The organism is Streptomyces sp. 7-21 (genome assembly GCF_016741785.1).
Taxonomy (GTDB): Bacteria; Actinomycetota; Actinomycetes; order Streptomycetales; family Streptomycetaceae; genus Streptomyces.
Genome location: NZ_JAERRL010000017.1, coordinates 76,399 through 98,758, shown reverse-complemented (window position 1 = coordinate 98,758; position 22,360 = coordinate 76,399). Strand labels below are relative to the sequence as shown.

Genomic DNA, 22,360 nt, shown 5'->3' with positions numbered 1-22,360 from the left:
GGCGTGAAGCGAAGCGGAGCATCGGTGACTGAGTCGACCATCATCTACACCCACACGGACGAGGCCCCGGCACTGGCCACGTACTCGTTCCTGCCGGTGATCCAGGCGTACGCCGGGGCGGCCGGGGTTCCGGTCGAGACGCGGGACATCTCCCTGGCGGGGCGGATTCTCGCCGCCTTCCCGGAGCGCCTGCGCGAGGACCAGCGCGTCGACGACGCCCTCGCCGAGCTGGGCGAGCTGGCGAAGACGCCGGGTGCCAACATCATCAAGCTGCCGAACATCTCGGCGTCCATCCCGCAGCTGAAGGCCGCCATCGCCGAGCTGCGCGAGAAGGGCTACGACCTGCCCGAGTACCCGGACGAGCCGTCCACCGACGAGGAGCGGGAGATCCGCGAGCGGTACGACCGGGTCAAGGGCAGCGCCGTGAACCCGGTGCTGCGCGAGGGCAACTCCGACCGCCGCGCCCCCGCGTCGGTGAAGAACTACGCCCGCAACCACCCGCACCGCATGGGCGCCTGGTCCCCCGACTCGAAGACCAACGTCGCCACCATGGGCGCCGATGACTTCCGCTCGACCGAGAAGTCGGCCGTCATCGCCGAGGACGGCGCGCTGCGGATCGAGCTGGTGGGCGCCGACGGCTCCGTGACCGTGCTGCGGGAGTCCGTGCCGGTGCTGGCGGGCGAGGTGGTGGACGCCTCCGTCATGCGCGTCGCCGCGCTGCGGGAGTTCCTGGCGGCCCAGGTCGCCCGCGCCAAGGCCGAGGGCGTGCTGTTCTCCGTGCACCTGAAGGCCACGATGATGAAGGTCTCCGACCCGATCATCTTCGGTCACGTGGTGCGTGCCTTCTTCCCGAAGACGTTCGCGGCGTACGGCGAGACGCTGGCCGCCGCCGGGCTCAACCCGAACGACGGCCTCGGCGCGATCCTGGCCGGCCTGGACTCGCTGCCGCAGGGCAAGGAGATCAAGGAGTCCTTCGAGAAGGAGCTGGCCGAGGGCCCGGACCTGGCCATGGTCGACTCCGACCGCGGCATCACCAACCTGCACGTGCCCAGCGACGTCATCGTCGACGCCTCCATGCCCGCGATGATCCGCACCTCCGGCCACATGTGGGGCCCGGACGGCCAGGAGGCCGACACCCTCGCCGTACTGCCCGACAGCAGCTACGCCCCGATCTACCAGGTCGTCATCGACGACTGCCGCGCCAACGGCGCGTTCGACCCGGCGACCATGGGCTCGGTGCCCAACGTCGGCCTGATGGCGCAGAAGGCCGAGGAGTACGGCAGCCACGACAAGACCTTCGAGGTCCCGCACGCCGGGACCGTGCGGGTCACGGACGGCTCCGGCGCCGTCGTGCTGGAGCAGGAGGTCGCCGAGGGCGACATCTTCCGCATGTGCCAGACCAAGGACGCCCCGATCCGCGACTGGGTCAAGCTGGCCGTCACCCGCGCCCGCGCCACCGGCGACCCGGCGGTGTTCTGGCTGGACGAGAACCGCGCTCACGACGCCAAGCTCATCGAGAAGGTCCGGGCCTACCTGCCCGAGCACGACACCGAGGGCCTGCGCATCGAGATCATGGCGCCCGCCGACGCGATCAGGTTCTCCCTGGAGCGCATCCGCCGCGGCGAGAACACCATCTCCGTCACCGGCAACGTGCTGCGTGACTACCTGACCGACCTGTTCCCGATCCTGGAGCTGGGCACCAGCGCCAAGATGCTGTCGGTCGTGCCGCTGATGAACGGCGGCGGCCTGTTCGAGACCGGTGCGGGCGGCTCGGCGCCCAAGCACGTGCAGCAGCTGGTCAAGGAGAACTACCTGCGCTGGGACAGCCTGGGCGAGTTCCTGGCCCTGGCGGTCAGCTTCGAGCACTACGCGCAGACCACGGGCAACACCCGCGCCAGGGTCCTGGCCGACACCCTCGACCGGGCCACGGCGACGTTCCTCAACGAGGACAAGTCGCCCAGCCGCCGCCTGGGCGGCATCGACAACCGCGGCAGCCACTTCTACCTCGCCCTGTACTGGGCGCAGGAGCTGGCGCGGCAGACCGACGACGCCGAGCTGGCCGAGAAGTTCTCCGGCCTCGCCCGCACGCTGAGCGAGCAGGAGTCCGCCATCGTGGACGAGCTGATCGCGGTGCAGGGCTCGCCCGCCGACATCGGCGGCTACTACCGGCCCGACCCGGCCAAGGCCTCGGCCGTGATGCGCCCGTCGAAGATCTTCAACGAGGCGCTGGCGTCGCTGGGCTGACGGCCCGCACGCACCTGGCAGGCCGGGCGCCCGCTCCCCGCACGGGGGCGGGCGCCCGGCCGTTTCCGTGCCCGCGCGCCCCGGCTCCGCCCGCCGTACGGGCGGCGAACGGTCACCAGGTGCGCCCGAACGGGCATCGCCGCCCCGCGGACACCGCCCCCGCGTGCGCGTTCGACCGGCCGGACACGCCCGGAACGGGCAGGAACGGGCCCCGATCGCCCGGCGGCAGACCTGTTCCGCGCCCGGGAACACCGGTACAACAGGGCACACGGGCCCGAACGGGCACGGCAACGGCGCCGGGCGACCGGAGAAAGGGGCACGCCATGACCGCGGAAGAACGTCACCGCGCGATCGTCGGCATGGCCCGCCGCGACGGCTCCGTGGAGGTGACCCGGCTCGCCAGCGAGCTGGGCGTGGCCAAGGAGACCATCCGCCGCGACCTGCGGGCGCTGGAGGCCCACGGGCTGCTGCGCCGGACGCACGGCGGCGCCTACCCCGTGGAGTCGGCGGGTTTCGAGACGACCCTGGCCTTCCGCTCCACCATGCACGTGCCGGAGAAGCGGCGGATCGCGGCGGCCGCGGCCGAGCTGACCGGCGAGGCCGAGACCATCTTCATCGACGAGGGGTACACCCCGCAGCTCATCGCCGCCCACCTGCCGCGCGACCGGCCGCTGACCGTGGTCACCGCCTCGCTGGCCGCCGCGGGCACGCTGGCGGGCGAGCCGTCGGTGACGGTGCTGCTGCTCGGCGGACGGGTCCGGGGCGGCACGCTGGGCACCGTCGGGCACTGGACGGGCGCGATGCTGTCTGACTTCGTCATCGACCTGGCGTTCATCGGTGCCAACGGCATCTCGCGCGAGCACGGCCTGACCACGCCGGACCCGGCGGTCGGCGAGGTGAAGCGGCGCGCGGTCGCGGCCTCCCGGCGGCGGGTGTTCACGGGCATCCACACCAAGTTCGGCGCCTCGACGTTCAGCAGGTTCGCGGACGTCTCCGAGATGGACGTGATCGTCACGAGCACCCGGCTGAGCGTCACCGAGGCACACCGCTATTCCCTGCTGGGGCCGCAGGTCATCCGCGTGTGACCGCGCGCCCCACTCCGGCACACAGCGACCAGACGACGGGCCGTGCGGGCGCGCACGCCCGCACCACCCCCGGGAGTTGCCCATGAGGAGTTGGAGACACGGCGTCGCGCGCGCCGTGGCCTGCGCCGCGAGCGGGACGCTGCTCGTCTCGTGCGCCGGGTTCGGCGGCGCCGGGTCGCAGGGCGGCGACAGCATCAATGTGCTGATGGTCAACAACCCGCAGATGACCCAGCTGCAGAGCCTGACCGAGGAGCACTTCACCGCCGAGACCGGCATCAGCGTCAACTTCACGGTCCTGCCGGAGAACGAGGTCCGCGACCGGCTCAGCCTCGACTTCGCCAACCAGGCGGGCCAGTACGACGTGGCGACCCTCAGCAACTACGAGACGCCGATCTACGCCGGCAACGGCTGGCTGTACCCGCTGGACGACTACCTCGCCAGCGACGAGGACTACGACGCGGAGGACATCCTGCCGCCGCTGCGCGAGTCGCTGACCGGCGAGGACGGGCGGATCTACGCGCAGCCGTTCTACGGCGAGTCGTCGTTCCTGATGTACCGCACGGACGTCTTCGCCGAACACGGCCTGGTCATGCCGGAGCAGCCGACCTGGCACGACGTCGCCGAACTCGCCGCCGCCGTCGACGAGGCGGAGCCGGACATGAGCGGCATCTGCCTGCGCGGCCTGCCCGGCTGGGGCGAGCTGCTGGCGCCGCTGACGACGGTGGTGAACACCTTCGGCGGCACCTGGTTCACCGAGGACTGGGAAGCGGCGCTGACCTCGCCGGAGTTCATCGAGGCCACCGAGTTCTACGTGGACCTGGTGCGCGAGCACGGGCAGGCGGGCGCCGCCCAGTCCGGCTACGCCGAGTGCCTGAACAACATGGTGCAGGGCAACACGGCGATGTGGTACGACGCCACGGCCGGGGCGGGATCCCTGGAGACGGAGGACTCCCCCGTCCGCGGCAGGATCGGCTACGTGCCCGCGCCAGTGGAGCGGACGGAAAGCTCCGGGTGGCTGTACACGTGGGCCTGGGGCGTGCAGCGGTCCTCCGACCAGCCGGACGCCGCCTGGGAGTTCATCTCGTGGGCGTCCAGCGCGGAGTACGAGCGGCTGGTCGGCGAGGTCTACGGCTGGGCGAACGTCCCGGCGGGCAAGCGGGCGTCGACCTACGAGAACCCGGAGTACCTCCAGGCCGCCGGCGCCTTCGCGGAGGTGACGCGCGACGCCATCGCCGACGCCGATCCGCTCGACCCGGGAGTGCAGGCCAGGCCCGCGCCGGGCGTGCAGTTCGTCGGCATACCCGAGTTCACCGAGCTCGGCACGCGGGTGTCCCAGGAGATCAGCGCGGCCATCGCCGGACAGCAGAGCGTACGGGACGCGCTCGAGGCATCCCAGGGCCTGGCCGAAGAGGTAGCGGAGGAGTACCGGGACGAATGAGCGCCGCGACACACCAGACACCAACCGTCCAGGCGCCCCGGCCCGCCGCCGGCGGCACCGCACCGGCCAGGCCCGAGGGCCGCTGGGACGCCCGTTCGTGGGCGCGGCGGGCTCCGCTGCTGCCCGCCCTGGTCTTCCTGATCGCTGTCACGCAGCTGCCGTTCGCGGCCACGCTCGTGATCTCGCTGTTCGACTGGAACGCGTACCACCCGGACAACCGGTCGTTCACCGGCTTCGGCAACTACCAGGAAGTGCTGTCCGATCCGCTGCTGCGTGACTCCGTCCTCACCACCGCGGTGCTGACCGCGACCGTGGTACTGGTCAGCCTGGTGCTCGGGCTGATGGCGGCGCTGCTGCTGGACCGGAGGTTCCGGGGCCGGGGCATCGTCCGCACGATGATGATCACGCCTTTCCTGCTGGTGCCGGTGGCGGCGGCGCTGCTGTGGAAGCACGTGCTGTTCAACCCGGAGTACGGGCTGTTCAACGGCGCGCTCACGTGGCTGGGCGACCTGTTCGGCTTCGATCCGCCGCAGCCGGACTGGATCTCCGAGATGCCGCTGATGGCGGTGGAGGCGGCCCTGATCTGGCAGTGGACGCCGTTCATGATGCTCATCCTGCTGGCAGGGCTGCAAAGCCGCTCCGCCGAACTGGTCGAGGCCGCCCGGCTCGACGGCGCCGGGGCATGGCAGATCTTCCGGCACCTGACACTGCCGCACCTGCGGCGTTATCTGGAGCTGGGGGCGCTGCTCGGGTCGGTCTACGTCGTGCAGCACTTCGACGCGGTGTTCACGCTGACCGCCGGCAGCCTGGACACGGCGAACCTGCCGTACGCGGTCTACCAGGAGTTCTTCCGGGCGCAGGAGTACGGCGTGGCGTCGGCGGCCGGGGTGCTGGCCGTGCTGGGGTCGCTGCTGATCGCCGTCTTCGCGCTGCGCGTGGTGTCGTCGCTGTTCCGTGAGGAGGGCAGCCGGTCATGACGGTCGTGACGGCGCCCGCCGCCGCTGGCGGCGGGACGGTAACGGGGCCCGCGGCAAGGCTGCGGGCCAGAAGGCGGGCCGGCAACGCGGCCCTGGGCGTGCTGGCCTGGCTGGTCGGGCTGGTGTTCTTCCTCCCCGTGGCGTGGATGGCGCTGACGTCGTTCCACTCGGAGCCGGACGCCGCCACCAACCCGCCGTCGCTGACGGCGCCGCTGACGCTGGACGGCTACCGCGAGTTCTTCGGCGCCTCGACGGGGGCCAGTCCCTGGCCGCCGCTGCTGAACTCGCTGGGGGCGTCGGTCGGTTCGACACTGCTGGTGCTGCTGCTGGCGCTGCCCGCGGCGTACGCGCTGGCGCTGCGCCCGGTGCGCAAGTGGCGGGACGCGCTGTTCTTCTTCCTGTCGACGAAGATGCTGCCGGTGGTCGCCGGCCTGCTGCCGGTCTACCTGTTCGCGAAGAACACCGGGATGCTGGACAACGTCTGGCTGCTGGTGCTGCTGTACACCTCGATGAACCTGCCCATCGCGGTGTGGATGCTCCAGTCGTTCCTGGCGGAGGTGCCCTCGGCGGTCATCGAGGCGGCCCAGATCGACGGGGCGCGGCTCCCGGTGATCCTGGCCCGCGTCATCGCGCCGATCGTGATGCCGGGCATCGCGGCGACCTCCCTGATCTGCTTCATCTTCAGCTGGAACGAGCTGCTGTTCGCCAGCGTGCTCACGGGGATCGTGGCCGAGACGGCGCCGGTGTTCCTGACCAGCTTCATCACCAGCCAGGGCCTGTTCCTGGCGCAGGTGTCCGCCGCTTCACTCGCCATCTCCCTGCCGGTACTCGCGGCGGGGTTCGCCGCCCAGGACCGCCTGGTCCAGGGCCTGTCGCTAGGAGCAGTCAAGTGAAAGCAGCCGTCATCGAATCTCCGGGCACCATCACGCTGACGTCGCTGCCGGATCCCGCCCCCGGGCCGCGGGAGGTGGTGGTGCGGGTCGCCGCATGCGGCCTGTGCGGCACCGATCTGCACATTCTCCAGGGGGAGTTCGCCCCGTCGCTGCCGATCGTTCCGGGGCACGAGTTCGCCGGCGAGGTGGTGGCGACCGGCTCGGAGGTCACCGAGCTGTCGGCCGGTGACCGGGTGGCGGTGGACCCGTCGCTGTACTGCTACGAGTGCCGGTACTGCCGCTCGGGGCACAACAACCTGTGCGACCGGTGGGCGGCGATCGGGGTGTCGGTGGCCGGGGGCGCGGCCGAGTACGCGGTGGCGCCCGTCGCCAACTGCGTGCGGCTGCCTGACCACGTCGGCCTCCAGGACGCCGCGCTGATCGAGCCGCTGTCCTGCGCGGTGCGCGGGTACGACGTGATGCGGTCCGCGCTCGGCGCCCGGGTGCTGATCTACGGTTCCGGCACGATGGGGCTGATGATGCTGGAGCTGGCCAAGCGGACCGGCGCCAGCGGCGTGGATGTCGTGGACATCAACCCGGACCGGCTGGCCACCGCCCGGAAGCTGGGCTGTTCACGCGCGGCTGCCTCGGCCGACGAGCTGGACCGGCCGGAGGGCTGGGAGATCGTCATCGACGCCACGGGCAACGCCCAGGCCATCCAGGACGGCCTGGGCCGGGTCGCGAAGGCGGGCACGTTCCTCCAGTTCGGCGTGTCCGACTACGCGACGACGGCCGTGATCGAGCCGTACAAGATCTACAACCGGGAGATCACCATCACCGGTTCGATGGCGGTGCTGCACAGCTACGAGCGGGCGGCGGACCTGTTCGCCGCGGGCGTGCTGGACCCGGAGGTCTTCATCAGCGACCGGCTGCCGCTGGCCTCCTACGCCGAGGCGATCGACCGGTTCGCCGCCGGCCGCGGCCGCAAGATCCTCGTGCTGCCCTGACCGGCGGCTGACGCGGGCGGCCGGGGGCGTCCCGGCCGCCCGGCCGGAGGCGTGGGCCGCCTGCCGCGCGGCGGTGTGCTCACACCCCGGCGGCCTGGGCCCCGCCCCGGGAGAGGAAGTCGGCGAGCGGGAGGGTGGCGGCGCCGACGGTCACGGCGTCGGGGCCCAGCCGCCCCATCTCGATGCGCGCCCGCCCCGCCGGGTGGCGCAGCGCGTACCTGCGGGCGTACCGGCGCACGTCCGGCAGCAGCCGGGGCCCGAGGATCAGCCCGGCCCAGCCGCCGAGCAGGATGCGTTCCGGGTTGAAGAGATTGACGAGGTCGGCGATGCCCGCGCCCAGGTACTCGGCCGTTTCGGCGAGCACCGCGGCGGCGCCCTCGTCGCCGTCGCGGTCGGCGTCCAGCAGGGCGGCGACGGCGCGTTCCGGGCCGTCGCCGAGCGGGCGGCCGCCCGTCTCCGCCCACCGCCGCACCAGCGCGTCCGCGCCCACGTACGCCTCCAGGCAGCCGCGCGCGCCGCACCGGCAGGTGCGGCCGCCGACGGTCACGGTGGTGTGCCCCCACTCCCCCGCCGCGCCCGCCGGGCCGCCCAGCGTGGCGCCGCCCGTCACGACACAGGCACCCACGCCGGAGCCGAGCAGCGCCACGACGACGTCGCCCGCGCCGCGCCCGGCACCGAACCACATCTCGGCCTGCCCGAAGGTCCGGGCGCCGTTGCCGACGTAGCACGGCACGTCGGCGGGCCAGCCCGGGGTCCGCCGCAGCAGCGCCTCCAGCGGCACCGCGTGCCAGCCGACGGCCTGGCCGTGCACCACCGCGCCGGCGGGGGTCTGCTCGACGATGCCGGGCACGCCCACGCCGACCCCCAGCAGCCGCCCGGCCGCGCCGGGTACGTCGGCGAGCACCGCGCTGACCCCCTCGCCGATGCGTGCCGCGACGTACTCCGGGTCGTGCACCGGCCCGGCCAGCGGGTACTCGGCGCACGCCATTTCGTCCAGCGTCAGGCCGAACAGGCTTACCCGCACCCGGGTTTCGCCGACGTCGACGCCGATGAGCCGGCCGCCGTCGGGCGCAACGGCCAGCAGCGTGCGGGGCCTGCCGCCGTCGGACTCCACCGAACCGACCTCGCTGATAAAGCCGTCGGCCAGCAGACCGGCCGTCACATTGCTGACGGTTCCCGAACTCAGACCCGTCGCCGGGCCCAGCTCCTGCCGGCTGAGCGGTCCGTCGAAAAACAATCGCCGCAGCAGCAGCGCCCGGTTGCCTCGTCGCAGGTCGTGCACGGTCCGGCCGGTTACCGCTGTCATATGCCCCTCCGCCCCCGGTGGCTGGTTACCGTCCGGGCTCTTGACTCCCTTCACGCGAGCCACTTAGCTCACTTCTTAATTTAAGCCCCCCATGCCTTCAAGCCGTGCATCCAACCTGCCGCTGAGGAAGGGTCGATCATGCGCAGAACCCGAATGGCCACGGCTGCCGCCGCCCTGCTGGCCCTCGCCGCCACCGCGTGCGGTGGCGGTACCACCACGGGTGGCGGCGGTAGCAACGACAATCCCGGCACCCTCACGTACTGGGCCAGCAACCAGGGCATCAGCCTGGAACACGACGAGCGGGTGCTCCGCCCGCAGCTGGAGCGCTTCGAGGAACTGACCGGCATCGAGGTCGAACTCGAGGTCATCGACTGGGACCAGCTGCTCGACCGCATCCTCGCGGCCACCACCTCCGGCGAGGGCCCCGACGTGCTGAACATCGGCAACACCTGGTCGGCCTCGCTGCAGGCGACCGGCGCCCTCATGCCGTGGGGAGACGAGGAGTTCGAGGCCATCGGCGGCCGCGACCGGTTCGTGGAGTCGGCGCTCGAGGCCTGCGGCGCACCGGGCCAGGACCCGGCGGCCGTGCCGCTGTACTCCCTGGCCTACGCCCTGTACTACAACCGGGAGCTGTTCGACGAGGCGGGCATCGAGGAGCCGCCGGCCACGTGGGAGGAACTGATCGAGGTCGGCCAGCAGCTGACTGACGACGACACCTACGGCCTCGCGATCGAGGGCGCCAGCTACACCACCAACGCGCACCACGCCTTCACCTTCGGACAGCAGCACGGCGCTGACTTCTTCGACGAGGAAGGCAACCCGACGTTCGACACTCCCGAGGCCGCCCGCGCTATCGAGCAGTACATCGACCTGCTGGGCGAGGCGGACATCGCCGCGCCCGGCAACGCCGAGTACGCCCAGAACCAGTCCCTGTCCGACTTCTCCTCCGGCCGCGCCGCGATGCTGCTGTGGCAGGCGGCGGGCCGCGCGGTGCAGGAGCAGGGCATGGACCCCGACGCGTACGGCGTCGCGCCGGTGCCGTTCCAGGCCAACCCGCCCGAGGGCGGCCGGCACGTCAACTCCATGGTCGCCGGCATCAACATCGCGGTCTTCGGCAACACCGACAACCTCGACGGCGCCCTGGAGTTCGTGGAGTTCATGACGAGCGACGAGACGCAGCGCGCCCTGAACCAGGAGTTCGGCTCGCTGCCGCCGGTCCTGTCCGCCCAGGAGGACCCCGTGTTCGACACCGAGGAGCTGAACGTGCTGCGCGACACCCTCGCCAACAGCGCGGCCCCGCTGCCCCAGGTGCCGGAGGAGTCGCAGTTCGAGACGCTCGTCGGCACGGCCATGACCGAGCTGTTCGCCGAGGCGGCCCAGGGCAGGGACGTCACCGAAGAACGCGTCCTGGAAAAGCTGACCGAAGCCCAGCAGCAGATCCAGCAGTGATGACCACCACCACAACACCCGCGCCGGCTCCGGCGCTCGGCAAGAAACCCGGCCGCCGCCGCTGGCGGCGGCCGGGGCCCGGTTTCGCCCAGCGAGCCCTGCCCTACCTGCTGCTCCTGCCCGCCGTCGTGATGGAGCTGCTGGTCCACCTCGTGCCCATGGTCGTGGGCGTCGTGATGAGCTTCCGCGACCTCACCCAGTACACGATCGGGAACTGGGCCGAGGCCCCCTGGGCCGGGCTGACGAACTTCCGTGTCTCCGTCGACTTCAACGCCCCGATCGGTGAAGCGCTGCTGCACTCCTTCACCGTGACGTGCCTGTTCACCATCGCGGCGGTCACGCTGTCCTGGCTGCTCGGAGCCGCGGCCGCGGTGCTGATGCAGGACAAGTTCGCGGGCCGCGGCCTGCTGCGGGCGCTGTTCCTCACGCCGTACGCGCTGCCGGTCTACGCCGCCGTGATCACCTGGGCGTTCATCCTCCAGCGCGACAACGGCATGCTCAACCACGTCCTCCACGACCAGCTCGGCCTCACCAGTGAGCCGTCGTTCTGGCTGATCGGGGACAACAGCTTCATCTCGCTGGTGATCGTCTCCGTCTGGCGGAACTGGCCGTTCGCCTTCCTGATCCTGATGGCCGCGATGCAGAACATCCCCAGGGAGCTGTACGAGGCCGCGCAGATCGACGGGGCGAGCATCTGGCAGCAGATCCGCCGGGTGACGCTGCCGTCCGTCCGGTCCGTCAACCAGGTCCTGGTCCTGGTGCTGTTCCTGTGGACCTTCAACGACTTCAACGTGCCCTACCTGCTGTTCGGCCGGGCCGCACCCGAGTCCGCCGACATCATCTCGGTGCACATCTACCAGTCGTCGTTCGTCACCTGGAACTTCGGGCGCGGCTCCGCCATGTCCGTGCTCCTGCTGCTGTTCCTGCTCGTGGTGACGGCCGTCTACCTGATCGTCACCTCGCGCGGGCGGAAGGAACCCGATGTCTAAGCCGGTGATGTCCCCTGCGGCGTCCCGCCGGTCGCCCACGGCGCCGCCGCCGTCGTTCGTGTGGACCCGCCGCATCGTGCTCACGCTGCTGACGGTGTTCTCGGCCGCGCCCATCTACGTGATGCTCAGCAGCTCGCTGAAGCCGCTGGCGGACGTGAGCGGGCAGTTCAGCTGGATACCGAGCGAGCTGACGATCCAGCCCTACCTCGATATCTGGGAGACGATCCCGCTCGCGCGGTACTTCATGAACTCGCTGATCGTGGCGGGCTCGGCCACCGTGCTGTCGGTGGTGATCGCCATCTTCGCGGCCTACGCGGTCAGCCGGTACCGCTTCCCGGGGCGGCAGCTGTTCAGCGTGACGGTGCTGTCGACGCAGATGTTCCCCGGCATCCTGTTCCTGCTGCCGCTGTACCTCATCTTCGTCAACATCGGCAACACGACAGGCGTCGCGCTGTACGGCTCACGCGCCGGGCTGATCCTGACCTACCTGACGTTCTCGCTGCCGTTCTCGGTGTGGATGCTGGTCGGCTACTTCGACTCCATCCCCCGGGGCCTGGACGAGGCCGCTCGGGTAGACGGGTGCGGGCCGCTCGGGGCGCTGTTCCGCATCGTGGTGCCGGCCGCGGTGCCCGGCATCGTCGCGGTCGCCGTCTACGCGTTCATGACGGCCTGGGGCGAGGTCCTGTTCGCCTCGGTGATGACGAACAACAACACCCGCACTCTGTCGATCGGGCTCCAGAGCTACTCGACGCAGAACGAGGTGTACTGGAACCAGGTGATGGCCGCCTCGCTGGTGGTGAGCGTGCCGGTCGTGGCCGGGTTCCTGCTGCTCCAGCGCTACCTCGTCGCCGGCCTGACGGCCGGGGCCGTCAAGTAGCCGGCGCTCACGCCGTGCCCGCCGCGCAGGCCGCCGCGATCCGGCGGAGGATCTCCCCTGCGACGGCGGGCACGTCGGCGTCGACGACGCGCGCACCGGAGCCGAAGACGGCGCGCACGGCGGTCACATCGCTGGCGACGTTGTGTTCGGGGCCGGCGTGAGGCGCGACGTTCCCGGCCGTCAGGCACACGGTGCGCACCGCCGTGGCCCAGGCGGGGGCGCGGCGCAGGGCGAACGCGAGGTTGGTGAGCGGCCCGATCCCCGCCACCGCCACCTCACCTGGCCGGGCGACGCGCGCGGCCTGCCCCTTGGCAGCGCCATTAATTCATATTTAAATGGCTGGCGACGAACCACCCGGGCGGCGCCGCGGTGCCGCCCCGCTCCGGCCGCCGCCGTCCCTGGGAGGATCCGTGCGCTCATCACCGCCCCGCGAGGGCCGGTTCGCCGGCCGCTGCGTCATCGTCACCGGAGCCGCGTCGGGCATCGGCGAGGCCACCGCCCGCCGACTGGCCGCCGAGGGCGCCGCGGTGCTCCTTGGCGACGTGAACGACGAGGCCGGCGAGGCGGTCGCCGCACGGCTGCGCGAGGAGGGCGGCCAGGCCGTCTACCAGCACTGCGACGTCGCCGACGAGGAGCAGTGGCAGCGGGCCGTCCGGGTCGCGGGCGAGCGGTTCGGCCCGGTCTGGGGCCTGGTGAGCAACGCCGTCAGCGTCACCATCGCCCCGGCCGACCGCACCAGCCGGGCGGAGTGGGACAGCCAGCTGGCGGTCGGCCTGACCGGCTCGTTCCTCGGCTTCCGCGCCTGCCTGCCGGGGCTGCGCGAGACCGGCGGCAGCGCCGTGCTGGTCTCGTCCGTGCACGCCAACTTCGGTCTGCCGGGGCGCCCCGCCTACGCCTCCCTCAAGGCCGGCCTGACCGGCCTGACCCGGCAGCTCGCCGTGGAGTACGGCCCCCAGGTGCGGGTCAACGCCGTGCTGCCCGGCCCGGTGCTCACGCCCGTCTGGGACGGCATCAGCGAGGAGGACCGGCGCGCCACCGCCGGGCAGACGGCCGCGCGGCGGCTCGGCCGCCCTGAGGAGGTCGCCTCCGCCATCGCCTTCCTCCTCCACGAGGACGCCTCCTACGTCACCGGCGCCTCGCTCGTCGTCGACGGCGGCTGGAGCGTGCTGAAGACGAGTTCCTGAAAGCACAGCCCCGCCGCACGACCGCACCCACCCGCCGGCGCCGCGCCGCACGGAGGCAGGAGCACCGCCCGTGAAGATCACCCGCATCGAGACGTTCGCCGTACCCCCGCGCTGGCTGCTGTGCCGGGTGGAGACCGACGAGGGCATCACCGGCTGGGGCGAGCCGGTCGTGGAGGGCCGCGCCGCGACGGTGCGCACGGCCGTGCACGAGCTGTCCGAACTGCTGCTGGGCAAGGACCCGCTGCGGATCGAAGACCACTGGCAGGTGATGACCAAGGGCTCGTTCTACCGCGGCGGGCCGGTGCTCTCCAGCGCGGTCGCCGGGCTCGACCAGGCGCTGTGGGACATCGCGGGACGGACGCTGGGCGTCCCCGTGCACGTGCTGCTCGGCGGCCCGGTCCGGGACCGGGTGCGCGCCTACAGCTGGGTCGGCGGCGACGAGCCGGGCGAGGTCGCGGACGCGGTCGCGGCCCAGGTCGAGGCGGGCTTCACGGCCGTGAAGATGAACGCCAGCGGCCGGATGAACCGGCTCGCCACCGTCTCGGACATCCGCCAGGTGGTGGCGCGCGCCGAGGCCGCCCGGGAGGTCCTCGGGCCGGACCGCGACCTCGCCGTCGACTTCCACGGCCGCTTCACCGTCGCCAACGCCCGCACGGTGCTGCCGCACCTGGCGCCGGTCAACCCGCTGTTCGCGGAGGAGCCGCTGCTGCCGGAGTACACGCACCGGCTCGGCGAGCTGGTCGCGGCCTCGCCCGTGCCGGTGGCGACCGGCGAGCGGCTGTACGGGCGCACGGACGTGCTGCCCGCGCTCCAGGCGGGGATCGCCGTGATCCAGCCCGACCTCTCACACGCCGGGGGGATCTCGGAGGTGCGGCGCATCGCCTCGCTGGCCGAGACCTTCGACGTGCTGCTGGCGCCGCACTGCCCGCTCGGCCCGGTCTCCCTGGCGGCGAGCCTTCAGGTGGCGTTCGCGACGCCGAACTTCCTGATCCAGGAGCAGAGCATCGGCATCCACTACCACACCGGGGCCGAGCTGCTGGACTACGTGTCCAACCCCGAGGTCTTCCGGTTCCACGAAGGCCACTTCCTTCGCCCGGCCGGCCCCGGTCTGGGCATCGAGGTCGACGAGCGGGCTGTGCGGGCCGCCGACGGCTCCGCACCGGACTGGCGCGGGCCGGTGTGGCGCCACCCGGACGGCTCGTTCGCCGAGTGGTGAGCCAGCGCCGTGGTGAGCCAGCACCAAGGGCAGGCCCGGAAACCAGCAGCCCCAGTACCACAAGCGACGTAAGTGGCGAGGAGCGTACACCCATGACCAGCGAGAACGGCGGCGCGGATACCGCCGCGTTCGTCACCCGGCTGCGCCGTGAGCGGCTGGCAGCCATCGTCCGGGGCGGTGACCGGCACGCCGCGCTGCGCACCGTGCTGGCGCTGGCCGAGGAGGGCGTCGGCCTCATCGAGGTCTCGCTCACCTCAGCCGACGCCACCGGCGTCATCGCCGAGGCCGCGCGGGAGACCGCCGGGGCCGCCTGGATCGGCGCGGGCACCGTCGTCACCCGCGACGACGCCGCGCGGGCCCGCGACGCCGGCGCCTCGTGGATCGTCACCCCCGCGCTGGGCGAGGGCGTGACGGCCGCCGCCGAAGCGGGGCTGCCGCTGCTCGCCGGGGCGCTGACGCCCACGGAGTGCGTGGCCGCCATGGCGGCAGGCGCGACGGCGGTGAAGCTGTTCCCGGCCTCGGCGGTGGGGCCCGGCTACCTGCCGGCGCTGCGCGGCCCGTTCCCCGGCCTGCCGGTGGTGCCGGTCGGCGGGGTGGACGCGGAGGCGGCGCGGGCCTACCTGGCGGCCGGGGCCGTCGCCGTGGGCGTGGGCTCGCCGCTGGTCGGCGACGCCGCCGACGGCGGGGATCTCGCCGCGCTGCGGGCCCGTGCCCGCACGTTCCGGGCCGTCTGCGGCGGGCACGGCAAGGAGGCGGACGCATGAGCGGCGAGGCGGTGGCGGCTGCCTCCGGCGGGAGGGGGCCACGCTGGGACGTGCTGACGTTCGGTGAGGCCATGCTGTCCGTGCGCACCGGTGGCCCGCTGGCGGTGGGTGCCGACGCCCGGGTGGCGGTGGCCGGGGCGGAGGCCAACGCCGCCATCGGCCTGGCCCGGCTCGGCCACGCGGCGGCGTGGGCGGGACGTGTCGGCGCCGACGAGCCGGGGCGGCTGGTGCTGCGGGCGCTGCGCGGCGAGGGCGTGGACGTCACGTACGCCACCACGGACGACGAGGCGCCGACCGGCGCGATGCTGCGGGAGACACGCCTGGGCGATGTGTGCCGCGTGCACTACTGGCGGGCCGGCTCGGCGGCCTCCCGGCAGCGGCCCGGCCACCTGTCGGGGGCGCTCGCGGCGGGCGCCCGGATGCTGCACCTGACCGGCATCACGGCCGCGCTGGGCGCGGGTCCGCGCGAGGCGGTCGGCGCGGCGGCGCGCCACGCCCGCGGGCACGGCTGGCAGGTGGTGCTGGACGTCAACCACCGCGCCCGGCTGTGGTCGGCCGAGGAGGCCACCGCGGCGCTGCGGCCGCTGCTGCGGTGGGTGGATGTGCTGATCGCTTCCGATGACGAACTGCCGCTCGTCGCCGGCTCCCCGGCCGCCGCGCTGCGGGAGGGCGTGCGCGAGGTCGTGATCAAGCGGGCCGGGGAGGGGGCCGAGCTGCACACCGGCGCCGCCGCACCGCTGCGGGTGCCGGCCCGCCGGGTGCCGGTGCGCGACACCGTCGGCGCGGGCGACGCGTTCTGCGCGGGCTACCTCTCCGGGCTGCTGGACGGCCTGGCGCCGGCCGCGCGGCTGGACCGGGCGGTGGCCTGCGGCGGCTTCGCCGTCGCCACCGAGGGCGACTGGGAGGGGCTCCCCCACCGCGACGAACTGCCGCTGCTGGACGCCGCCCCCGGCTCGGCGGTGCGCTGAGGCGTGCCCCGGCGCGGCTCTCAGGCCCGCAGCAGGGCGTTGCACTCCCGCTGGAGGGTGACGTCCTGCCACATCGGGTGGTGCGGGGCGGCGTTGGAGCACACCACGGTGCCGAGCGCGCCGACGCGGGCGGCCTCGGCGACGGCGCGGCGGCAGATCGCGGCGCCGACCGGTCCCTCCTCGAACGTGCCGTGCAGCGGGGTGTAGCCGACCCAGCCCTCGCCGAAGACGAGCGGCACGCCGGTGTCCGCGGCCCAGTCGGCCGCCGCCTCGATCCAGGTGACCAGGCGCTGCTCCATCGCCAGGCGGTGGGTGGCGTAGCGGTCGTACAGCCAGGCGTCCCACTTGCCCGGGTCGCACCAGTCGTGGGTGTACATCTCGCGCTGGCTGACGACCGTGGCGTCCAGCTTCCAGCGCGCGGACTCGGGCAGCGCCCACTGGGCGAGGCCGGGGGCGCCGTCGCGGAGCAGGGCGCGGCGCACGGCGTCCTGCGGGAACGGGCGGCTGGCGTCGCGCAGTGCGAAGGTCTGGATGAGCTCGCCGAGGACGCCGTAGACGTACGGGTGGAAGACGGCCACGTCCACCTCGCGCGGCACGCCGCGCAGCGAACCAACCGGCACCTCGGCGTAGTTGACGGTCACCGGCCTGCCCGGCTGGCGCTCGCGGAAACGGGCGAGGCCGCGTTCGAGGCGCGGGCGCAGCTCCGTCACCGGGTCGCGGCCGGGGAGGCCGTCGGTCAGGTGCCCGGCCTGGACCTCGTTGTGCAGCTCCGTGAAGGCGACGCGGTCGTCCAGGCCGCCGTGGGCGGCGAGGAAGTCCAGCATGTCGGCGAACGCGTCGGCCAGCGCCTCGGGGCGGCGCTCGGGGTCGATGGCCATCACCGCGTCGTACCAGGCCCGGTCGGCGGCGAACGACGGGCTCTGCTGGTACTCCCAGCTGGAGAGGATGACGTAGAAGTCGTGGCGGCGGGCGGCCTCGAAGAGCGCGAGCAGGTGCGCGCGGCCGTCGATCTCGGTGGCGGCGCGGACGTCGTACCAGCGCACGCGCTGCCCGTAGCCGCCGCCGAGCGGTTCCAGGCGCAGCCGTGAGGTGTCGATACCGGTGCCGAAGAGCAGCAGCGGCATGGCGCACACGCGGATGGTGTTGTAGCCGCGGTCGGCGGCCTCCGCGAAGGCGCGGTCGAGGTCGGCGAACGGCTCCCCTGGCCCGGTGCGGGTGTACCAGGTGAAGTCCCAGAGGGTGATGGTGAGGGCACGCGGCAGGTGGCCCGGCAGCGGAGTGGGCACAAAGGGTCCTTTCCAGGGCGCGGTGCCCGGTGAGGCGGCTCGTGCGGGGGTCGGGTTCATCGTCGGCGGCACGCCCGGGCCTGTCAAGAAGTATTAATAAATAATGCTCACGGTAGGATGGGGGCGCGCGGACGGCGAGGAGAGGAGGGACGTCGATGGCGTCCTATTCGCAGCGGGGCGTGCACGGCCAGGTCGTGCACCGGCTCGGGGCCCGGATCGTCCGCGGTGAGTACGCGGAGGGCGACACCCTCGACGTGAAGGCGCTGGGCCAGGAACTGGACGTCAGCCTCACGGTCCTGCGGGAGTCACTGAAGGTGCTGGCCGGCAAGGGGCTCGTCGACGCCCGGCAGAAGCGCGGCACGTTCGTGCGCGCCCGGTCGGCGTGGAACCTGCTGGACCCGGATGTCATCCACTGGCGCGCCGAGGGCGGCGACTCGCACCAGCTGATGCGGGACCTGGCCGACGTCCGCACCATCGTGGAGCCCGCCGCCGCCTACCGCGCCGCACTGCGGCGCACCGAGGACGACCTGGCGGCGCTCGACGCGGCGCTGTCCGCCATGGCCGGCAGCCGGGGGGACTCGGCCGCCGCTGCCGAGGCCGACGCCGCCTTCCACCGCGCGCTGCTGGCCGCCACCGGCAATGAGCTGCTCGAGCGGCTGGAGCTGCTGCTGGAGCCCGGGCTGCGGGAGCGTGACCGGCTGGTCCACACGCACCTGGCGGCGGCCGACCCGGTGCCCAGCCACCGCGCCGTGCTCACCGCTGTCCGGGAGCGGGACGCGCCGCGCGCCCAGCTGGCGATGCTGGAGCTGCTCGCCAAGGCGTCCGACGACTTCGGCCTGATCGAGCCGCACCTGAAGGGTGCGCCGGAGGTGCCGGCGGCACGGTCCTGACGGCGGCCCGGATGACCGGTCGCCCCAGGCGCCGGCGAAGCGGGCACACCAAGGGCCCCGGTGCGGCGGGACGTCCGCGCCGGGGCCCGGCTGCCTCGGCGCCGTCAGACGTTGACGCCGAAGTCCGCGGCGATGCCGGCCAGACCGGAGGCGTAACCCTGCCCCACGGCACGGAACTTCCACTCGGCGCCGTGGCGGTAGATCTCGCCGAAGACCATGGCGGTCTCGGTGGCGGCGTCCTCGCTCAGGTCATAGCGGGCGATCTCAGCGCCGCCGGCCTGGTTGATGACGCGGATGTAGGCGTTGCGCACCTGCCCGAAGTTCTGCTGGCGGGCCTCGGCGTCGTAGACCGAGACGGCGAACACGACCTTGTCCACGTCGGCCGGCAGCGCGGCGAGGTTGACGTTGATCTGCTCGTCGTCACCCTCACCCTCGCCGGTGCGGTTGTCGCCGGTGTGCACGATGCTCTGGTCCGGCGACTGCTTGTTGTTGAAGAAGACGAAGTGCGCGTCGGAGTAGACACGGCCTGCGGCGTTGACAGCGATGGCGCTGGCGTCAAGGTCGAAGTCGGTCCCGGTGGTGACCCGGACGTCCCAGCCCAGGCCCACCGTCACGGCGGTCAGGCCGGGAGCCTCCTTGGTCAGCGAGACGTTCCCACCCTTGGTCAGCGAAACAGCCATGCTTTTCCTTCCCCTTGGTCCGGCTCGCCAGTTTCCCCCGGGGCCGGTCGGACAGTAAGAGGAATCTACGTCACTCCCCTGCTGCTTGCCCGCCCCGGGCGCCCTCCCGCAGCCCTCCCGCAGCATCGCCGCCTTTTCTGCCGTCCCGTCACGGGTCAGCTCCGGCCCGGGAAACGACGCCTGGCGCTGACGCGCGGACAGCACGGCGACGGCACGGGCGGCGGCAGCGACCAGCCGCCCCCCTTCGCTCCTCGCCTCCGGCCAGGCGTCCGGCCGGCTCAGCTCACCGCCCTGGCGATGAGCGCGCTGATGCGTTCCTCGTCGGCCTCGGTCAGCTCCTTGACGGCGAAGGCGGTCGGGAACACGGTACCGTCGTCGAGCGCGGCCTCGTCGCTGAAGCCCAGTGTGGCGTACCGCGTCTTGAACTTCCCCGCGGGCTGGAGGTGGCAGACGACCTTGCCGTTACGGGCATAGGCGGGCATCCCGTACCAGAGCTTCGCCTTCAGCTCGGGGGCGGCGGCCTTGACCAGGGCGTGGATCCGCTCGGCGATCACGCGGTCCGCCTCCGGCATCCCGGCGATCTTCGCCAGCACGTCCCGCTCCGCCGCGGCCTCCTTCTCGGCCCGCGAACCGCGCCGGGACGCCGCCTTCTTCTGCTCCTTCGCGTGCTCCTTCATCGCCGCCCGCTCCTCGGCGGTGAAACCCTCGTGCGTGTCCGTGGTCGAGCGCGCCATGGTGGCCGTCCTCTCAAGTGCCTGGCGGAAGAGCTGCCTGCCGGGACCGCCGGCGCGCCGGCCCGGGCCGGTGCCGCGCGGTCGCCGTGGTCCTCACGCTACGCCGGGCGCGGCCGCCCGGCTTCTTGATTCCTGACCGTCCCGCGGCGCCGGGCGCGGGCGGCGCGGCGGAAACGCGGTTGACACCCGCGCGGGGCCGGCGGTCGGATGGCGCTATGAGCCCTGGCAGCCCTCCGCCCGACGACGGCCTGGTCCGGCGGCTGGTCGCGGGCCAGTTCCCGCAGTGGGCCGGCCTGGCCCTCGAGCGGGTCTCCCCCGGCGGCACGGTGCATGCCCTGTACCGGCTGGGCGATGACATGGCCGTGCGGCTGCCGCTGGGGCCGGGCGGGGCCCGCGACATCGCAAGGGAACGCCAGTGGCTGCCGCGGCTGGCGCCCCTGCTGCCCGTGCCTGTCCCGGAGATCCTCGGCAGCGGGCGGCCCGCCGAGGGGTACCCGTGGCCGTGGTCGGTGTACCGGTGGCGCGACGGGGCGCACCCGCAGCCCGGGGCGCTGCGGGATCCGGCCGGGCTGGCCGGGGACCTGGCCGGGTTCGTGTCGGCGATGCGGCGCGTCGCGCTGCCCGGGGCACCGCCGGCCTACCGCGGCGGGCCGGTTGCCTCGCTCGATGCGGCGACCCGGGCCGCCCTGGCGGAGCTGCGCGGCGTGCCGCAGGAGGACGTCGACTGCGACGCCGCCGCCGCGGTGTGGGAGGAGACCCTCGCCGCACCGGAGTGGGACGGCCCGCCGGTGTGGCTGCACGGCGATCTGCTGCCGGGCAACCTGCTGACGGCGGGCGGCCGCCTGGCCGCCGTCATCGACTTCGGCTGCATGGGCGCCGGCGATCCGGCCTGCGACCTGTTCCCGGCGTGGCACCTCCTGCCGCCCGGGGCCAGGGACCTCTTCCGCGAGGCCCTGGGCGTGGACGACGCGACGTGGCGCAGGGGCCGGGGGCGGGCGCTGTCGCAGGCGCTGATCGCCCTGCCGTACTACCGGATGAGGAACCCGGCGATGGCACGCGCCGCCCGGCACGTGATCCGCACGGTGCTCGCCGACGCCGGGTGAGGGACGGCGGAAGCGTCAGCGGCAGGGCTCACGGCGCAGCAGCAGGCGGCCCCGGCGGAACCGTTCGCCCGCGGCCGGCGGGCGGAGTACCCGGCCGGTCTCGGTGAAGCCGGCCTCCCGGGCCAGCCGCGCGAGCTCGTCGACGGGCCACCGGTAGGCCGTCGCCACCTTGTGGTCAAAGGCGGTGACCGGCTCGCCCTCCGACGCGAAGAACGCCAGCAGCAGGTGGCCGCCGGGGGCGAGCACCCGCCCGAACTCGGCGAAGCAGGACGGGAGTCCGGCGGGCGGTGCGTGGATGACGGAGTACCAGCAGACGATGCCGCCCAGCTCGCCGTCGGCCAGGCCGAGGGCGTCCATGGAACCCGTCTCGAACCGCAGCCCGGGGTACCGCTCGCGGGCGAGGGAGATCTTCGCCGGGGACAGGTCGACACCGAAGACGTCCAGCCCCAGGTCGCGCAGGTGCGCCGTCACGGGCCCGGGGCCGCAGCCCAGGTCGGCGACGAGCCGGGGCTCGGCGCCGCGCATCAGCTCGGCGAACGCCGCGAGCACGGCGCGGTCCAGCGCAATGGTTTCAAGGTCGTCCCGGGCGAGCGCGGCGTAGGGGACGGCGACGGCGTCGTACGCGGCCGACGTGGCGCGCAGGTGCGGGGAGAGCCCGGAGAGCGGGCGGGGTCGTTGCGTCACCGCCCCGGCCCTAGACCGGTCCGCCGCGCTGGCCGGCGCCGGGCCCGGCGGGACCGGCGCCGGCTTCCTCGTCACTCGTTCGGGAAAATGGCACGCTCTTTACCAGCCGTACCCGTAGGGTTACCGCGGACGAGATCCGGTGGGGAGCACGCCATGACAGACCAGCGGGCCCCGCTGGGCCCCACGGTCCCGGCCGACGGTGCAGGCGCTCCGTGGCTGCCGCCCGCCGGAAGCGCGGCCTGCCTGGTGGCATGCGGCCGGTGGTTCGATGCCGTGTGCCTGCGGTCCTTCGACGCCGTGTGCGCGCTGAGCCGGCTGCGCGAGCGGTCCGGCGCGCTGCTGGAGAACCAGGACGTGTGGCGCATGGCGTGGCTGGTGGAGCCGCGCGCGGCGGACGGCTGGGAGCTGAGGGGCGTGCGGATCCTCGGCCGCGGCGCGTCGCTGACGGTGCCGCCGGCGGACGCCACCGGCTCCGGCGCGCGGCTGCGGTGGCTGCTGCCGCCGGGCGAGCACGGGGCGCTGACCGATCCGGCGGAGTTACGACGGGCCCTGGCAGCGACGCTGGGGCGGCGGCGCCGGTGGCGCTAGCCCGCCCGATGGCAGCACC

The 22,360-nt window shown here is 73.2% G+C and carries 22 protein-coding genes; 16 read left to right on the top strand and 6 right to left on the bottom strand.

Features of this window, described 5'->3' with window-relative positions; genetic code table 11:
- Positions 1 to 24: 24 nt before the first annotated feature.
- From JK356_RS19390 to JK356_RS19365, 6 genes are all read left to right on the top strand, one after another.
- Positions 25 to 2,244, top strand: a complete 2,220-nt coding sequence (locus tag JK356_RS19390) for an NADP-dependent isocitrate dehydrogenase (RefSeq protein WP_201869941.1) — start codon at positions 25 to 27, stop codon at positions 2,242 to 2,244.
- Positions 2,245 to 2,567: 323 nt separating this feature from the next.
- Entirely contained in the window at positions 2,568 to 3,329 is a 762-nt protein-coding gene (locus tag JK356_RS19385; RefSeq protein ID WP_201869940.1) for a DeoR/GlpR family DNA-binding transcription regulator, read from the top strand.
- A gap of 82 nt (positions 3,330 to 3,411) precedes the next feature.
- Positions 3,412 to 4,767 (top strand): sugar ABC transporter substrate-binding protein, encoded by a 1,356-nt coding sequence (locus JK356_RS19380; protein WP_201869939.1) that lies wholly within the window; start codon positions 3,412 to 3,414, stop codon positions 4,765 to 4,767.
- Positions 4,764 to 5,744 (top strand): carbohydrate ABC transporter permease, encoded by a 981-nt coding sequence (locus JK356_RS19375; protein WP_201869938.1) that lies wholly within the window; start codon positions 4,764 to 4,766, stop codon positions 5,742 to 5,744. The genes JK356_RS19380 and JK356_RS19375 overlap by 4 nt, the downstream gene beginning before the upstream one ends.
- Positions 5,741 to 6,637 (top strand): carbohydrate ABC transporter permease, encoded by an 897-nt coding sequence (locus JK356_RS19370; RefSeq protein WP_201869937.1) that lies wholly within the window; start codon positions 5,741 to 5,743, stop codon positions 6,635 to 6,637. The genes JK356_RS19375 and JK356_RS19370 overlap by 4 nt, the downstream gene beginning before the upstream one ends.
- Positions 6,634 to 7,623 carry a zinc-dependent alcohol dehydrogenase family protein gene (locus JK356_RS19365; RefSeq protein ID WP_201869936.1) on the top strand — a complete coding sequence of 330 codons (990 nt, stop codon included), beginning with the start codon at positions 6,634 to 6,636 and terminating at the stop codon, positions 7,621 to 7,623. The genes JK356_RS19370 and JK356_RS19365 overlap by 4 nt, the downstream gene beginning before the upstream one ends.
- 79 nt (positions 7,624 to 7,702) lie before the next feature.
- On the opposite strand, the gene JK356_RS19360 is transcribed toward JK356_RS19365, so the two are convergent.
- Complete coding sequence (locus JK356_RS19360) at positions 7,703 to 8,929, bottom strand: ROK family transcriptional regulator (protein ID WP_201869935.1); 1,227 nt, start codon at positions 8,927 to 8,929, stop codon at positions 7,703 to 7,705.
- A gap of 138 nt (positions 8,930 to 9,067) precedes the next feature.
- Here JK356_RS19360 and JK356_RS19355 point away from each other — a divergent pair, with 138 nt between their 5' ends.
- Genes JK356_RS19355 through JK356_RS19345 form a run of 3 tightly spaced genes read left to right on the top strand, consistent with a single transcriptional unit; the run spans position 9,068 to position 12,244 of the window.
- Positions 9,068 to 10,378, top strand: a complete 1,311-nt coding sequence (locus JK356_RS19355) for a sugar ABC transporter substrate-binding protein (protein ID WP_201869934.1) — start codon at positions 9,068 to 9,070, stop codon at positions 10,376 to 10,378.
- The gene (locus JK356_RS19350; protein ID WP_201869933.1) at positions 10,378 to 11,367 is read left to right on the top strand and encodes a carbohydrate ABC transporter permease; all 990 of its coding nucleotides are present in this window, start codon (positions 10,378 to 10,380) and stop codon (positions 11,365 to 11,367) included. The genes JK356_RS19355 and JK356_RS19350 overlap by 1 nt, the downstream gene beginning before the upstream one ends.
- A 7-nt stretch (positions 11,368 to 11,374) precedes the next feature.
- The gene (locus JK356_RS19345; RefSeq protein ID WP_201869957.1) at positions 11,375 to 12,244 is read left to right on the top strand and encodes a carbohydrate ABC transporter permease; all 870 of its coding nucleotides are present in this window, start codon (positions 11,375 to 11,377) and stop codon (positions 12,242 to 12,244) included.
- A 7-nt stretch (positions 12,245 to 12,251) separates the two neighbouring features.
- On the opposite strand, the gene JK356_RS19340 is transcribed toward JK356_RS19345, so the two are convergent.
- Complete coding sequence (locus tag JK356_RS19340; protein ID WP_374100681.1) at positions 12,252 to 12,518, bottom strand: nucleoside hydrolase; 267 nt, start codon at positions 12,516 to 12,518, stop codon at positions 12,252 to 12,254.
- A 136-nt stretch (positions 12,519 to 12,654) separates the two neighbouring features.
- Here JK356_RS19340 and JK356_RS19335 point away from each other — a divergent pair, with 136 nt between their 5' ends.
- From JK356_RS19335 to JK356_RS19320, 4 genes are all read left to right on the top strand, one after another.
- Positions 12,655 to 13,428 carry an SDR family NAD(P)-dependent oxidoreductase gene (locus JK356_RS19335; protein ID WP_307815760.1) on the top strand — a complete coding sequence of 258 codons (774 nt, stop codon included), beginning with the start codon at positions 12,655 to 12,657 and terminating at the stop codon, positions 13,426 to 13,428.
- 70 nt (positions 13,429 to 13,498) lie between these two features.
- The gene (gene dgoD, locus JK356_RS19330; RefSeq protein ID WP_201869930.1) at positions 13,499 to 14,644 is read left to right on the top strand and encodes a galactonate dehydratase; all 1,146 of its coding nucleotides are present in this window, start codon (positions 13,499 to 13,501) and stop codon (positions 14,642 to 14,644) included.
- Between the two features lie 92 nt (positions 14,645 to 14,736).
- On the top strand, positions 14,737 to 15,408 hold the full coding sequence (locus tag JK356_RS19325; RefSeq protein ID WP_201869929.1) for a bifunctional 4-hydroxy-2-oxoglutarate aldolase/2-dehydro-3-deoxy-phosphogluconate aldolase: 672 nt from the start codon (positions 14,737 to 14,739) through the stop codon (positions 15,406 to 15,408).
- On the top strand, positions 15,405 to 16,376 hold the full coding sequence (locus tag JK356_RS19320) for a sugar kinase (RefSeq protein ID WP_201869928.1): 972 nt from the start codon (positions 15,405 to 15,407) through the stop codon (positions 16,374 to 16,376). Before JK356_RS19325 ends, JK356_RS19320 begins: the two co-directional genes overlap by 4 nt.
- A 20-nt stretch (positions 16,377 to 16,396) precedes the next feature.
- On the opposite strand, the gene JK356_RS19315 is transcribed toward JK356_RS19320, so the two are convergent.
- A complete protein-coding gene (locus JK356_RS19315; protein ID WP_307815759.1) occupies positions 16,397 to 17,662 on the bottom strand; it encodes a cellulase-like family protein in 1,266 nt (421 codons plus the stop codon).
- Positions 17,663 to 17,817: 155 nt separating this feature from the next.
- Between JK356_RS19315 and JK356_RS19310 the strand changes: the two genes are divergently transcribed.
- Complete coding sequence (locus JK356_RS19310) at positions 17,818 to 18,552, top strand: FadR/GntR family transcriptional regulator (RefSeq protein WP_201869927.1); 735 nt, start codon at positions 17,818 to 17,820, stop codon at positions 18,550 to 18,552.
- A 104-nt stretch (positions 18,553 to 18,656) separates the two neighbouring features.
- Here the strand turns inward: JK356_RS19310 and JK356_RS19305 are convergent, their stop codons facing one another.
- Positions 18,657 to 19,232: a TerD family protein gene (locus JK356_RS19305; RefSeq protein ID WP_201869926.1), complete on the bottom strand. Its 576-nt coding sequence runs from the start codon at positions 19,230 to 19,232 to the stop codon at positions 18,657 to 18,659.
- A 278-nt stretch (positions 19,233 to 19,510) separates the two neighbouring features.
- Complete coding sequence (locus JK356_RS19300) at positions 19,511 to 19,966, bottom strand: iron chaperone (RefSeq protein WP_201869925.1); 456 nt, start codon at positions 19,964 to 19,966, stop codon at positions 19,511 to 19,513.
- Between the two features lie 215 nt (positions 19,967 to 20,181).
- Between JK356_RS19300 and JK356_RS19295 the strand changes: the two genes are divergently transcribed.
- Positions 20,182 to 21,069, top strand: coding sequence for an aminoglycoside phosphotransferase family protein (locus tag JK356_RS19295; protein WP_201869924.1), 888 nt, complete (start codon positions 20,182 to 20,184; stop codon positions 21,067 to 21,069).
- Positions 21,070 to 21,084: 15 nt separating this feature from the next.
- Here the strand turns inward: JK356_RS19295 and JK356_RS19290 are convergent, their stop codons facing one another.
- Positions 21,085 to 21,753, bottom strand: a complete 669-nt coding sequence (locus tag JK356_RS19290; protein WP_201869923.1) for a class I SAM-dependent methyltransferase — start codon at positions 21,751 to 21,753, stop codon at positions 21,085 to 21,087.
- A gap of 153 nt (positions 21,754 to 21,906) precedes the next feature.
- Here JK356_RS19290 and JK356_RS19285 point away from each other — a divergent pair, with 153 nt between their 5' ends.
- On the top strand, positions 21,907 to 22,341 hold the full coding sequence (locus tag JK356_RS19285; RefSeq protein WP_201869922.1) for a hypothetical protein: 435 nt from the start codon (positions 21,907 to 21,909) through the stop codon (positions 22,339 to 22,341).
- Positions 22,342 to 22,360 lie beyond the last annotated feature (19 nt).

What these genes read in the sequence shown, in the direction of transcription:
- JK356_RS19385 (WP_201869940.1), top strand. Translation starts at nt 2,568, where the DNA reads ATGACCGCGGAAGAACGTCACCGCGCGATCGTCGGCATGGCCCGCCGC.
- JK356_RS19380 (WP_201869939.1), top strand. Translation starts at nt 3,412, where the DNA reads ATGAGGAGTTGGAGACACGGCGTCGCGCGCGCCGTGGCCTGCGCCGCG.
- JK356_RS19375 (WP_201869938.1), top strand. Translation starts at nt 4,764, where the DNA reads ATGAGCGCCGCGACACACCAGACACCAACCGTCCAGGCGCCCCGGCCC.
- JK356_RS19370 (WP_201869937.1), top strand. Translation starts at nt 5,741, where the DNA reads ATGACGGTCGTGACGGCGCCCGCCGCCGCTGGCGGCGGGACGGTAACG.
- JK356_RS19360 (WP_201869935.1), bottom strand. Translation starts at nt 8,929, where the DNA reads ATGACAGCGGTAACCGGCCGGACCGTGCACGACCTGCGACGAGGCAAC.
- JK356_RS19355 (WP_201869934.1), top strand. Translation starts at nt 9,068, where the DNA reads ATGCGCAGAACCCGAATGGCCACGGCTGCCGCCGCCCTGCTGGCCCTC.
- JK356_RS19350 (WP_201869933.1), top strand. Translation starts at nt 10,378, where the DNA reads ATGACCACCACCACAACACCCGCGCCGGCTCCGGCGCTCGGCAAGAAA.
- JK356_RS19345 (WP_201869957.1), top strand. Translation starts at nt 11,375, where the DNA reads ATGTCCCCTGCGGCGTCCCGCCGGTCGCCCACGGCGCCGCCGCCGTCG.
- JK356_RS19325 (WP_201869929.1), top strand. Translation starts at nt 14,737, where the DNA reads ATGACCAGCGAGAACGGCGGCGCGGATACCGCCGCGTTCGTCACCCGG.
- JK356_RS19320 (WP_201869928.1), top strand. Translation starts at nt 15,405, where the DNA reads ATGAGCGGCGAGGCGGTGGCGGCTGCCTCCGGCGGGAGGGGGCCACGC.
- JK356_RS19310 (WP_201869927.1), top strand. Translation starts at nt 17,818, where the DNA reads ATGGCGTCCTATTCGCAGCGGGGCGTGCACGGCCAGGTCGTGCACCGG.
- JK356_RS19305 (WP_201869926.1), bottom strand. Translation starts at nt 19,232, where the DNA reads ATGGCTGTTTCGCTGACCAAGGGTGGGAACGTCTCGCTGACCAAGGAG.
- JK356_RS19300 (WP_201869925.1), bottom strand. Translation starts at nt 19,966, where the DNA reads ATGGCGCGCTCGACCACGGACACGCACGAGGGTTTCACCGCCGAGGAG.
- JK356_RS19295 (WP_201869924.1), top strand. Translation starts at nt 20,182, where the DNA reads ATGAGCCCTGGCAGCCCTCCGCCCGACGACGGCCTGGTCCGGCGGCTG.
- JK356_RS19285 (WP_201869922.1), top strand. Translation starts at nt 21,907, where the DNA reads ATGACAGACCAGCGGGCCCCGCTGGGCCCCACGGTCCCGGCCGACGGT.